This is a genomic window from Porphyrobacter sp. LM 6 (assembly GCF_001720465.1).
GTDB lineage: Bacteria > Pseudomonadota > Alphaproteobacteria > Sphingomonadales > Sphingomonadaceae > Erythrobacter.
This window is the reverse complement of the sequence record NZ_CP017113.1, coordinates 1,333,628-1,345,586: the sequence shown is the minus strand read 5'-3', so window position 1 is coordinate 1,345,586 and position 11,959 is coordinate 1,333,628. Positions and strand designations below refer to the sequence as shown.

General features: G+C 67.0%; 13 protein-coding genes. 1 reads left to right on the top strand and 12 read right to left on the bottom strand.

Annotated features, from left to right (window positions below; translation table 11 throughout):
- Nucleotides 1–12: 12 nt before the first annotated feature.
- The 12 genes from mraY to BG023_RS06280 form a co-directional block, all read right to left on the bottom strand.
- Nucleotides 13–1,083 (bottom strand): phospho-N-acetylmuramoyl-pentapeptide-transferase, encoded by a 1,071-nt coding sequence (gene mraY / locus BG023_RS06335; protein WP_069309707.1) that lies wholly within the window; start codon nucleotides 1,081–1,083, stop codon nucleotides 13–15.
- Nucleotides 1,084–1,116: 33 nt separating this feature from the next.
- Complete coding sequence (locus BG023_RS06330) at nucleotides 1,117–2,583, bottom strand: UDP-N-acetylmuramoyl-tripeptide--D-alanyl-D-alanine ligase (protein WP_233993090.1); 1,467 nt, start codon at nucleotides 2,581–2,583, stop codon at nucleotides 1,117–1,119.
- An 11-nt stretch (nucleotides 2,584–2,594) separates the two neighbouring features.
- Nucleotides 2,595–4,073 (bottom strand): UDP-N-acetylmuramoyl-L-alanyl-D-glutamate--2,6-diaminopimelate ligase, encoded by a 1,479-nt coding sequence (locus BG023_RS06325; protein WP_069309706.1) that lies wholly within the window; start codon nucleotides 4,071–4,073, stop codon nucleotides 2,595–2,597.
- Nucleotides 4,070–5,788 (bottom strand): peptidoglycan D,D-transpeptidase FtsI family protein, encoded by a 1,719-nt coding sequence (locus BG023_RS06320; RefSeq protein WP_069309705.1) that lies wholly within the window; start codon nucleotides 5,786–5,788, stop codon nucleotides 4,070–4,072. Before BG023_RS06320 ends, BG023_RS06325 begins: the two co-directional genes overlap by 4 nt.
- 5 nt (nucleotides 5,789–5,793) lie before the next feature.
- Complete coding sequence (locus BG023_RS06315) at nucleotides 5,794–6,342, bottom strand: hypothetical protein (RefSeq protein WP_069309704.1); 549 nt, start codon at nucleotides 6,340–6,342, stop codon at nucleotides 5,794–5,796.
- On the bottom strand, nucleotides 6,339–7,277 hold the full coding sequence (rsmH, locus tag BG023_RS06310; protein ID WP_150122924.1) for a 16S rRNA (cytosine(1402)-N(4))-methyltransferase RsmH: 939 nt from the start codon (nucleotides 7,275–7,277) through the stop codon (nucleotides 6,339–6,341). The genes BG023_RS06315 and rsmH overlap by 4 nt, the downstream gene beginning before the upstream one ends.
- Before the next feature lie 2 nt (nucleotides 7,278–7,279).
- Complete coding sequence (locus tag BG023_RS06305; protein WP_069309702.1) at nucleotides 7,280–7,774, bottom strand: division/cell wall cluster transcriptional repressor MraZ; 495 nt, start codon at nucleotides 7,772–7,774, stop codon at nucleotides 7,280–7,282.
- A 296-nt stretch (nucleotides 7,775–8,070) separates the two neighbouring features.
- Nucleotides 8,071–8,958, bottom strand: a complete 888-nt coding sequence (locus BG023_RS06300; RefSeq protein ID WP_069309701.1) for a hypothetical protein — start codon at nucleotides 8,956–8,958, stop codon at nucleotides 8,071–8,073.
- Nucleotides 8,939–9,355: a hypothetical protein gene (locus tag BG023_RS06295; protein WP_069309700.1), complete on the bottom strand. Its 417-nt coding sequence runs from the start codon at nucleotides 9,353–9,355 to the stop codon at nucleotides 8,939–8,941. Before BG023_RS06295 ends, BG023_RS06300 begins: the two co-directional genes overlap by 20 nt.
- On the bottom strand, nucleotides 9,352–10,380 hold the full coding sequence (locus tag BG023_RS06290; RefSeq protein WP_069309699.1) for a cysteine synthase A: 1,029 nt from the start codon (nucleotides 10,378–10,380) through the stop codon (nucleotides 9,352–9,354). Before BG023_RS06290 ends, BG023_RS06295 begins: the two co-directional genes overlap by 4 nt.
- A gap of 58 nt (nucleotides 10,381–10,438) precedes the next feature.
- The gene (locus BG023_RS06285; protein ID WP_083234585.1) at nucleotides 10,439–10,810 is read right to left on the bottom strand and encodes a DUF1905 domain-containing protein; all 372 of its coding nucleotides are present in this window, start codon (nucleotides 10,808–10,810) and stop codon (nucleotides 10,439–10,441) included.
- Between the two features lie 19 nt (nucleotides 10,811–10,829).
- Complete coding sequence (locus BG023_RS06280) at nucleotides 10,830–11,147, bottom strand: 2Fe-2S iron-sulfur cluster-binding protein (RefSeq protein WP_069309698.1); 318 nt, start codon at nucleotides 11,145–11,147, stop codon at nucleotides 10,830–10,832.
- Nucleotides 11,148–11,252: 105 nt separating this feature from the next.
- Between BG023_RS06280 and BG023_RS06275 the strand changes: the two genes are divergently transcribed.
- The gene (locus tag BG023_RS06275) at nucleotides 11,253–11,870 is read left to right on the top strand and encodes a DNA-3-methyladenine glycosylase family protein (protein WP_069309697.1); all 618 of its coding nucleotides are present in this window, start codon (nucleotides 11,253–11,255) and stop codon (nucleotides 11,868–11,870) included.
- Nucleotides 11,871–11,959: the final 89 nt, after the last annotated feature.

Here is an 11,959-nt window from a genome sequence, read left to right as displayed (position 1 = left end):
GCGCAGCCACCTCTAGCGCAGCTTGAGCGTCGAAAGGCCGATCAGCGCGAGGACGATGGCGATGATCCAGAACCGGATCACCACCTTGCTCTCGCTCCAGCCGAGCTGTTCGAAGTGGTGGTGGATCGGGGCCATGCGGAACACCCGGCGGCCGGTGCGCTTGAACCAGAACACCTGGATCATGACGCTGGCGGTTTCGGCCACGAACAGCCCGCCCACGATCAGCAGCACGATTTCGTGATGGCTGGCGACCGCAATCGCGCCGAGCGCTCCGCCGAGAGCCAGCGAGCCGGTGTCGCCCATGAACACAGCTGCGGGCGGCGCATTGAACCACAGGAAGGCCAGCCCGCCGCCCATGATCGCGGCACAGAAAATCGCCAGCTCGCCTGCGCCCGGCACGTGCGGGATACCGAGGTAAGTGCTGAAATCCGCGCGTCCGACCAGATAGGCGATGATCGCGAAGGTGCCCGCCGCGATGATCACCGGCATGATCGCAAGTCCATCCAGCCCGTCGGTCAGGTTCACCGCATTGCCAAACCCGACGATGATGAAGGCGGCGAACACGTAATAGGCCGGCCCCAGCGGGATGCTCACACCCGACAGGAAGGGCAGGTAAAGGTTGGTGTTGATCTGGCTGACGATCAGCCACGCGGCGAGACCTGCGACCACGAATTCGCCCAGCAGCCGCACCTTTGCAGGCACCCCGGCATGGCTGTTCTTCGACACCTTGTCATAATCGTCGAGGAAGCCGATGATTCCGAAGCCGATCGTCACAGCAAGGCAAGCCCAGACAAACGGGTTCGACAGGTCCATCCAGATCAGCAGCGACAGCGTTAGCGCGGCGAGGATCAACAAGCCGCCCATCGTCGGTGTGCCGCGCTTGGCGAGGTGCGACTGCGGCCCGTCTTCACGGATCGGCTGGCCCTTGCCCTGGCGCACGCGCAGCAGGTTGATGAAGCGTGGGCCGATCAGCAGGCCGATCAGCAGCGCTGTCATCAGCGTCGCACCGGCGCGGAAGCTCTGGTATCGCACCAGATTGAGGATGCCCTCGAAGCCCAGCCACTCGGCAAGCAGATAAAGCATTAAGTCGTCCTTTGGCGCCCGTCGCCTGCGGCGTCAGCCAGCGTCCCGGGCATCTTCGGTAAAGTGTGACACCAGCTTGCCCAACCCGACCGAATTGGACCCCTTGACCAGCACCGCATCGCCGCGCGCAAGGCCGAATTGCCCGAGCGCCGCGATTGCTTCGGCAGGGTTTTGGCAATGCGTGAAGGCAAGCCCCTTGCCAAGCGCGCCGCCGGTCTCTTTCCCCAGTTCCTCGGCGAGCGCGCGCATCTCCTCGCCGACGAGGATCGCGTAGCTGACACCGGCCTCGGCCAGCGGCTCGGCCAGCTGGCGGTGGAAAGCATCGGAAAAGTCGCCCAGTTCCTTCATGCTGCCGAGCACCGCAATGCGGCGGGTGGCATCGGTCTGGCGCAGCGCCTTCAGCGTAGCGCGCATCGAGGCGGGGTTGGCATTGTAGCTTTCATCGATCAGCAGCGCGGTGCCATCGGCAACCGTCAACGTATGCCGCGCGCCGCGACCCTTGAGGCCGCCCATTTCGGCCAGCGCAAGGCCGGCACTCGCCAGATCGCCGCCCGCCGCGCGCACGGCCGCGATCACGCCCAGCGAATTGGCGATCCAGTGTTCGCCCGGTTCGGCAATGGTATAGCAGACGCGGATATCGCCGAGGTCGGCGGTGACGAGCGAGCCGCCCCCCGCCGCCGGGATCGCATCGAGCAGGCGCACATCGGCGTTGCTGGCGCGGCCGAAGGTCACGACCTTGGCTCCGCAGGCCTTGGCATGGCCGATCATCCGGTCAGCCCATTCGCTGTCCGCCGGAATGATTGCCACCCCGCCGGGCACGAGACCGGTGAAGATCTGCGACTTCTCATCCGCAATCGCCTCAAGGCTGCCGAGGTTCTCGATATGCGCGGGCGCAATGGTGGTGATCAGCGCGACGTGCGGGCGGGCGTGGGCGGAAAGCGGCGCGATTTCGCCCTGGTGGTTCATGCCCATCTCGAACACGCCGAACTTGGTGCGCGCGGGCATCCGCGCAAGGCTCAGCGGCACGCCGACATGGTTGTTGTAGCTGCGCACCGAGCGGTGGCCTGCGCCGCGACTGGCACGGTCGAGACAGGCGAAGATCGCTTCCTTGACGCCGGTCTTGCCGACCGATCCGGTGATGCCGATCCGCACCGCCTCCACCGCACGGTCGCGCGCGGCGTGGGCCAGATCGTGGAGCGCCTGCGTGGTGTCCTTGACCAGCACGTGCGGGACATCGACCGGGCGATCGACGATTGCCGCCACAGCACCCTTTTCAAACGCGGATGCGATGAACTTGTGGCCGTCCATCGCCTCGCCCTTCAGGGCAACGAAGATATCGCCCGGCTTCACATCGCGCGAATCCATCTCGACGCCGGACGCTGCAAAATCGTGGCTGGCGGTGCCGCCGGTGGCCGCGGCGATCTCGGCTGCGGTCCACAGCGCCTGCGGCAGCGCATCGCGCGCGGTGACAGGCCAGGCGTGGAGCATGGGATGAGCCATGGGAGCGTTCATCAGCACTGACCCCCGGCGCATTCGCGCGCGACTTCGACATCGTCGAAAGCTTCGATACGCATGTTATCTCCAGACCCGATTATTTGACCCTGCTCGTGGCCTTTCCCCGCGATCAGCACAATGTCGCGCGGCCCTGCTTCCCCAATTGCGGCAGCGATCGCAGCGCGGCGATCACCGATATCGCGCAAGACGCCCGCGGGCGCTCCGGCGATGATCGCGGCGCGGATGGCGGCGGGATCTTCGCTGCGGGGGTTATCGTCGGTGACGATCGCCACATCGGCGTCGCGCGCGGCGACTGCGCCCATCTGCGGACGCTTGCCCGCATCACGGTCGCCGCCCGCACCGAACACTACGATCAGACGGCCACCATCCGCCACGTGCGGGCGCAGCGCGGCAATCGCGGCTTCGAGCGCATCGGGCGTGTGGGCGTAATCGACATAGGCAGGCGCGCCGGCCTGATTGATCCCGGCACGTTCCAGCCGCCCGCGCACCGGCTGGAGGCGGGTGAGTGCGTCAAAGGTAGCCGAGGCCGAAACCCCCGTCGCCATCGCAAGCCCCGCCGAAACCAGCGCGTTCGCCGCCTGATAGGCACCGATCAGCGGCAGGTTCACTTTGCGGGTCTCGCCTTCATATTCGATGTGAAGAAGCTGCCCCAACTGTCCGGGTTCGCGCGCGATCAGCTTGAGGAAGGTGCCACCTTCGCCCACTGTCATCACCTTCAGCCTGCGCGCCTCGGCCTGCGCGACAGCCTTGGCCGTCCATTCCGAACCGTCAGCGGCATCGTGGATCACCGCCGGACTTCCGGGCGCGACGACTTCGGTGAACAGCCGCATCTTGGCGGCGAAATATTCCTCCATCGTGCCGTGATAATCGAGGTGATCGCGGCTGAAATTGGTGAAGGCGCTGGCGGCCACCGTCAGGCCTTCGTTGCGGTATTGCGAAAGGCCGTGGCTCGATGCCTCGTAAGCGACATGGGTCACGCCTTCGCGCGCAAGACCGCTCATATTGGCAAGGAAAGTGACGATGTCGGGCGTGGTCAGCCCGGTCGAAACCGACCCGTCAGGCGTGGTTACGCCCAATGTGCCGATGCTCGCCGCGCGTTCGCCTGCCATGCGCCAGATCTGACGGGTCATCTCGACCGTGGAGGTCTTGCCATTGGTCCCTGTCACCGCGACGATGGTGGCGGGAACGGGGGCAAAGAAGCCAGCCGCCAGCCGCGCGAAGGCCCGACGCGGATTGGCGTCAGCGATGTGAAGCGCGCCCTCGACCTTGGCTTCGGGCCGCGCAACAATCGCCACCGCGCCCGCTGCAATCGCGGCCGGAATGAAATCCTCGCCGTTGAACTTCACGCCCGCAAAGGCGCCGAACACGGTGCCGGGGGCGACCTTGCGGTGATCGATGGCAAAGCCGGTTACGGCGACATCGCCTGCGCCCTCACTCGTGCGTCCGGCGTGGGACAGCAGTTCAGCCAGCCTCATTCCTCGTCACCCACCAAATAGCGCAGGTCCGAGATATCGACATCGCGGCGCTCGTCAGGCTGCACGCCCAGCATCGGGCCGATGCGCGGCACCAGCTTGCCGACGATCGGGGCCGAGGTGAAGGCGGCGGTGCGCTGGAAGCTCGAAGCCATCGTGCCCTTGGGCTCGTCGACCACCACCACCACGACATAGCGCGGCGCATCCATCGGGAAGGCGGCGGCGAAGGAGGACACCAGCGCTGTCTTGTTGTAGCCGCCCACGCCCGCCTTTTCGGCCGATCCGGTCTTGCCGCCAACGCGGTAACCGGGGGCATCGGCGCTCTTGCCGGTGCCGTAGAGCGAGATCATGCGCAGCATCTGGCGCATCCGCGAGGAGGTCGATTCCTTGAACACCCGCCGCCCGCGCGGCACGTCGGCGGGGTGCAGCTTCATCAGCGTTGCCGGACGCCAGATGCCGCCATTGACCATCGCCGCATAGGCGCTGGCGAGGTGCAGCGGGGTGACCGCAAGGCCGTGTCCGAAGCCGACGGTCATGTTGGTAACGCGGCTCCAATCCCCCTTGGGGAAGATCGGCTTGCCGCGCGCGGGCAGTTCGATGAAGGGGCGGCGGTCCATGCCCAGATCAAGCATCGCACGGCGCAGGCGTGCCGCGCCCATTTCATCGGCGATCCGCGCGGTCACGGTGTTGGACGAATGCACCAGCGCCTGCGGCACGTTGAGGCTTGCGCCCAGATCGTGCGAATCCTTGATCGTGCGGCTGCCGACCGGCACCGGCGCGGCGTTCCACTGCCGGCCAAGATCGCGCACCACACCGGCATCGATCGCGGCGGCTACGGTCAGCGGCTTGAAGGTCGAGCCGAGTTCGTAAACCCCGTTGGTCGCGCGGTTGAAGACATTGACGGCCCCTGCCGCGCCCGCTGTGTTGGGATCGAATTCCGGCAGGCTCGCCAGCGCCATCACCTCACCCGTATCGACATCGAGCACAATGCCCGCAGCGCCCAGCGCGTTGGTCGCCAGCATCCCGCGGCGCAGCTCATCCTCGAGCGCGCCCTGCACCCGCACATCGATCGACAGCGCAACCGACTGGGCGCGCAGGTCGGGATCGCCGAGCTGCTTGTCGAGCACCTGTTCCATGCCGATCTTGCCGCCCTCGTCTTCGACGACATAGCCGAGCACATGCGCGGCGAGCGTGCCTTGCGGGTAATAGCGGTCGGCCTCGCTCGGGATTTCGAGCGCGATCTCGCCGAGCGCGAAGACCTTGTTGGCCTCTTCAGGCAGCAGGCGGCGGCGCAGATAGCCTGCGCGGCCCGAAGCGAGGCGGCGGGCCATGCGCGCTTCATCGATATCGGGGAAGATCGCCTTCAGCGAACGCGCCACCTCTTCGGGGCTGCGCACCAGCGGCGATCCTGCATCGCCCATCGCCTTGGGATCGAACCACAGCGCATAGGCCGGAAAAGCGCGGGCGAGCGGCGCGCCGTTGCGATCGGTGATCTCGCCGCGCGGGGGCAGCAGGGCTTCCTGCAAGCTGGTGCGCGCGGGCGCGCTGCCGACAAAGCCGAGCGCGATGATCCGCAGCAGCGCGGCGAGCGTGATCAGCGCGAAAGCGATGGCGATGACCAGCAGCCGCATCCGCGCGGTGAGCAGCAGATGCGCGCGCAGCTGAACCAGATGGACGCGGCTTACCGGGATGGAGGGGATCGCCGCAAACGCAGCCATCCCCGTCATTCGCCAACCCCCTGCATCGCAACGGAAGCGGCAGTCTGCGCACGGGCCGGACGGATCGGCGAGGCTTCGATCAGGAAATCACCAAAGGCTTCGGTGAATACCTCGCCCGCGCCCTTCTCGTCACGCGCCGAGGCGAGCGTCACACGCTCACCCGACAGCGGCGAGCGCATCGGGGCATCCTGAGCGACCGCTTCCGGCCCGCCGAGATCGGCGCGGGCCATGCGGATCGGCGCAGGGGCATCGGGGCCAAGCCGCTGGCCGAGGCTGGCAAGCTGGCGTTCGCCATCAAGGAACTGACCGGCGCGCGGGGCCTGATAGCCGAATTCGACATTGTTCCATTCGGCGAGCTGGCGCTGGCTGGCGCGGGTCTGGAACTCGGTTTCGAGCAGCAGCGTCTCGCGTTCGAGCGCGATCAGCTGGCGTTCGGCGAGCAGCACCTCGCTCTTCACCGCGTGCACCTTGAAGCTCAGGATGGTGACCACCGCCGTGCAGATCGCCAGCACCGCGATCCAACCCAGCGAACGGGCCTGATGGCTGCTCATCATGCGGCAAGGCTCCTGGCTGGTGCGCCGGTGCGGATCGCATGGCGCAGGGTGGATGAACGGGCGCGGGGGTTGCGGTCGATTTCAGCCTCACTCGGGCGGATGCCCTTGGAGACATGGGCGAACACCGGCGGCGGGCCGGCGACTTCGCCGGGCAGGTGGCGCGAAACGGCACGCCCGGCACCGCTGGCGGCGCGCAGGAAATGCTTCACGATGCGGTCTTCGAGGCTGTGGAAGCTGACCACCGCCAGCACGCCGCCCGGCGCGAGCAGCGCTTCGGCTGCGGCAAGGCCAGCCTCAAGCTCGCCCAGCTCGTCGTTCACATGGATGCGAACCGCCTGGAAGGTACGGGTTGCGGGGTCTTTTTTGTCGTGGGGCTTGTGGCCGAGCGCGCGGCGCACCACGCGGGCCAGCTCGCCGGTGGTCGCCAGCGGACGCGCGGCAACGATGGCGCGGGCCACGCGGCGCGACTGGCGCTCCTCGCCATAGCGATAGAGCACATCGGCAATCGCGCTTTCCTCGGCGGTGTTGAGGAAATCGGCAGCGCTTTCGCCCGACTGGCTCATCCGCATATCGAGCGGGCCGTCATGCATGAAGGCAAAGCCGCGGTCGCCCTGATCGAGCTGCATCGAGGACACGCCGATATCCATCACCACGGCATCGACCTGGGTGACACCGATGGCGGCGAGTTCGGCCTGCATCTGCGAAAAGCGCGCGGGGTGGAGCGCAAGGCGGCCTTCATAGCGGGCAAGCATCACCTGCCCTGCGGCAATCGCATCGGGATCGCGGTCGAAGGCGTGGACGCTCGCGCCCGCATCGAGCAGCGCTGCGGTATAACCACCCGCACCGAAGGTTGCATCGACGATGGTCATGCCCGGGGCAGGCTTGATCGCGGCGATCACTTCATCGAGCAGCACGGGGATGTGGGGCGCCTGCATCATTACGCGGCCCCCTTCTTGGCGGCGGCGATCAGCTTGGCGCAGGCAACCTGCGCGCCCTTCCACGCGGCGTCCATCTGCGCCAGCTCGTCGGGGTTCCAGACGAAGAAGAAATCGCCCGCACCCTGGAAATAGAGCCCGTCGCCCACCTTGCCGAGATCGCGCAGGTGTTCGGGCATGACGAAGCGGCCGCTGTCGTCATAGGGCAGCTGTTCGAAACCGAACAATTGCTGCGCGCGCACGTCGCGGTCGAAACCGGCGTCCTGCAAGCGGATGGCGCGTTCTTCCTCGCGTTCGAGCTGTTCGTGCAGCTTTTCGGTGCGCGAGAGGCCGAAGCCGATCAGGCAATCGAAGCGGTCATGCGCGGCAAGGCAGAGGATACGGTTGCCGCCGGAGCTTTCCTTGACCGCCTTGCGGAAGGCCGGAGGCAGGACAAAGCGGCCCTTGTCGCCAGCGGGCGAGAAGGCCTGTCCCGAATATCCTCCAAATGCAGACACGTGCCTGCGTTCCCCTCTTGCCCCGCAACCGCAACCTTCCCCGCGAAGGCCGCCTGATGTGCCGACATGACTTGTCTGACCCGAGCGCGCGCGTGCGGCTCGGTCGCGCCAAGCCCTCCAGCCGGACGCCATGCAAACAACCATGTCTGATGGACTATGGTCATATCGGGGAAGGCGCGGGGATGGAAGGGATTTTTCGGGGATTTCACGGGAAAACTTGCTAAAAAACTGAATCTTCTAAATTTTCTGTCTAGCCGTAAGAATACGGAATCCCCGCGCGCACCCGCGAATCCCCCTCAAAAACCCGTGACCACGCGCGTTTTCCCGCGATTTTCCGGGTTCGGGGCGACTCCGAGTCCCCCGCTTCCCGCATTTTCCCCGGCCGGGGTTTCGAACGCGGCGGCGATCACGGCGCCAAGCCCCGCCCCGCCCTCGCCCGCAAGCTCGGAATGCTCGAACAGCGCGGCATCGGCGATCAGCGTGACCTGCCCCTTGCCCACCCGGCACGTCACGCTCGCCGCGCCATGCTGCACGCAGCGACGTTCGGCATAAGGCGAAAGCGTGATGTGCCCCGGATAGGCGAGCGGCACTACGGCCCCGCCGGGCAAGGTGTCGCTGCCGTAATAGGCCTCCTCGGTCTCGTGGACGCCGAAACCGACCTCGATCCCCCAGCGCCCCACCACCGGCGGGATCAGCGCGGCTTCGACCGGGCGGCGCGGATCGCCGATGGGCGCTTCGTATTCCCCCGTCAGCGCCGGATCGAGCACCATGAGCAGCCGCCCGCCCGCATTGACCCAGTTGTCAAGCGCGACGTTATCCGCCGGAGACAGCCCGCGCGGCTGGATCACCGCGAGCCGAGCAAGCCCCTTCAGCGGGTCAGTCTCGGGCGCATCCGGGGTCAGGCCCGCAATCGGCGAGAGCGTATCGAGCGGGGTGATGGCATAGCGCGCCTCGATCGCGCGGCGTTGCCACGGCAGCGGGGCGTCACCCTGCGCCAGCGCGGCGACATCGGCGCCTTCGGGCCAGTAGAGCGGCAGGCTGGTCATCAGCCCCAGCGCGGGGCGTTCGGCGGCAGTGGCGGCGGCGGGAGCGGCAGTGTCCGCAGCCGCCTGGGGTTCGGCCTCGCAAGCCGCCAGCAACAGGGCCAGCGCGGGCGCGAGCGCGCTATTTGGCCGGGGCGGCATTGCCCGCAGGGGCTTGTCCGGTGGGGCCAGCCGTCGGCGACGGGGTCGGCTCGGCGGCGATATCGGGCACCACGCCCGCATCGGCGAGCGGATTGGCCCCTTCCGACGGCGCGACCGGCTCGGTCGTCGGCGCGGCTTCGGGCACGGCGGCTTCGTCGGCCTGATCGGCCTGACTGCCGATGATGCTTGCAAGCCCCACCAGCAGCACCATCGCGCCGATCCCGAACAGCCCGACCTGCAGACGCTGGATCGCCTCCGCGCGGGCCTCCCCGGCGGGGGGATTCTCGGCATCCGCGCCGGGCGTTGTCGATGTGGTGCTGTCAGGCTGACTGACCGGCGTGAACAGGCTGCGCTGGTTCATGCGCCGCAGCCGCTCGATCAGCGACAGCCGGCTCATGCCCCGTTCCCGTTACCGGCGGTCAGCCAGTCGAATACGGGCAGGCCCTTCGAAGCGAGCCATTCGGCGTTGTAGAGCGTCGAGAGATAGCGGAAGCCGGTGTCGCACAGGATCGTCACCACCTGCGGGTTGGCGCGCCCTTCGGCGACCAGTTCCTTGCCCAGCGCCACTGCGCCCGCAACATTGATGCCCGAGGACAGGCCGAGGCACAGGCCTTCTTCCTTGAGCAGGCGTTCGACCCACACGAGGCCTTCCTCGTCGCTGATGCGGTACTGCGTATCGATCGGCGCGCCTTCGAGGTTGGCGGTGATCCGCCCCTGCCCGATCCCTTCGGCAACCGAGGAACCTTCGGCCTTCAGCTCGCCATGGGCGTAGTAGTTATAGAGCGCCGCGCCGTGCGGATCGGTGAGCGCGATGCGGATATTCTCGTCGAACGCCTTCAATCCGAGGCCCACGCCCGCAATCGTCCCACCGGTGCCCGCTGCACAGGTGAAGCCATCCACCTTGCCACCGAGCTGTTCCCAGATTTCGGGCGCGGTGCCTTCGATATGGGCGCGGCGGTTAGCGATGTTGTCGAACTGGTTGGCCCAGACTGCGCCGGGTGTCTCCTCGGCCAGCCGGCGCGAGGTGTGGACGAAGTGGCCGGCATCGGCGAACTTGGTCGGCGGCACCAGCACCAGCTCCGCGCCCAGCGCCCGCAGCGTGTCCATCTTCTCCTTGGACTGGTTGTCCGGCATGACGATGATCGTCTTGTAGCCGCGCGCGTTCGCCACCAGCGCGATCCCGATCCCGGTGTTGCCCGCCGTGCCTTCCACCACTGTCCCGCCTGGCTGCAATTCGCCGCGCGCTTCGGCATCGCGGACGATCCACAAGGCGGCGCGGTCCTTCACCGAGGAGCCGGGGTTGGCGAATTCGCACTTGCCGTAGATATCGCAGCCTGCCGCCGCACTCGGGCCAGCCAGACGGACAAGCGGCGTGTTGCCGATCAGCGCGAGCGTATCGCCAAAGGGACGGGTGATGTTCATACGCGTGAATTAGGCGCTTGGGCGGCAGGCCGCAACGGCCAAGGCGCAGATTGTGCAGTCAGGTGAGCGCGAGCACCGCGTCGATCACTTGTCCCTCGGCCAGCTTCTCGGCCTTGCGGACGGCGGCCTTTAGGGGCAGCAGCCAGCCGCCGACCTGTTTGGAGGGGAACAGCGAGGTGCGCCAGGTGGTGCCGCCGATGGTCGCCTCGACATAGACCGACCCCCATGCCGCCGCGTTCACCGCTTGAGCGCGGATTGCCTGCGCGGTTTCGCCATCGATGGTGAGGAAATACCACGAGCCCTTGGCGGGCGCGCCGTCGCTGCCCTGCCACAGCCACACGGGGCCGCGCACAGTCCACGGCCCGGCGGCATCGCCTTCGGGCGCGTGGCCCAATTCGTCGCGCAGGAAACGGGCGAGGTCAGCGTCCACTGGCCCCCGCCCCGTCAGATCAATCTTCCGGAGCGATCGTGACGTGCAGACCGTCGAGATCGGCGGTGAACGGGATCTGGCACGACAGGCGGCTGCCCGCCGCGCGGTGATCGCTCGATTCCAGCAGATCGTCCTCGTCTTCGCTCATCTTGGGCAGCTTGTCGGCGAAGGCCGGATCGACATGCACGTGGCAGGTCGCGCACGAGCAGCACCCGCCGCACAGCGCCAGCAGTTCGTCAAAGCCGTTGTCGCGGATCGCTTCCATCACGGTGAGGCCGTCGCTGACCTCGATCTCGCTGGTGGTGCCTTCGCGGTTGGTGACGACCAGTCTGGGCATGGATCGGAATTCCTTTTGGGGTTGGGCGCAAGAATAGGCGCTGTGAGAGGTTCGCCCGCGCTGCTAAGATACTCTGGGGACGGTTGCAAGTTAAGGAAAGTGCGAGTGGGGCTGTCAGCCGAAAAATTGCGTGAAGACCTCGATGCGGTGGCTGCAAGGGAGCCGCGCCTCGCGGTGGAACTGGCCCGCATCGGTTATCCCGAACCGCGCCTGCGTGCGCGGGGTTACAAGACGCTGCTGCGCACCATCGTCGGCCAGCAGGTCTCGGTCGCGGCCGCCGCATCGATGTGGGGCAAGCTGGAGGCGGAACTCGGGCCGGACTTCACCCCCGCCTGCGTGCTGAAACGCGATTTCGATACGCTGCGGGCCTGCGGGCTATCACGCCAGAAGCAGGGCTATGCCCGCAGCCTGTGCGAGCTGGTGGAAGCGGGCGAGCTCGATTTCGAAGGGCTTCCGGAAGGCGACGAGGACGCGATCGAACTGCTCACCCGCATCAAGGGCATCGGGCGCTGGTCGGCGGAGATCTACCTGCTGTTCGCCGAAGGCCGCCCCGATATCTGGCCCGCAGGCGACCTCGCTGTGCAGGAAGGCGTGAAGCGGTTGCTAGGCCTTGAGGAGCGCCCGGCAGAAAAAGCCACCCGCGCACTGGCCGAGCCCTGGGCGCCGCAGCGCGGGGCGATGGCGATCTTTACGTGGCACTACTACGCGAACCCGGCGCTGTGAGGGGGCGTCCGGTATTTGCAATTCCGGCGCAATTGCTGCCGGTCAGCAATCGACCCCATTGCGGTCGTTCAGCTTACCTTTGATGCGTG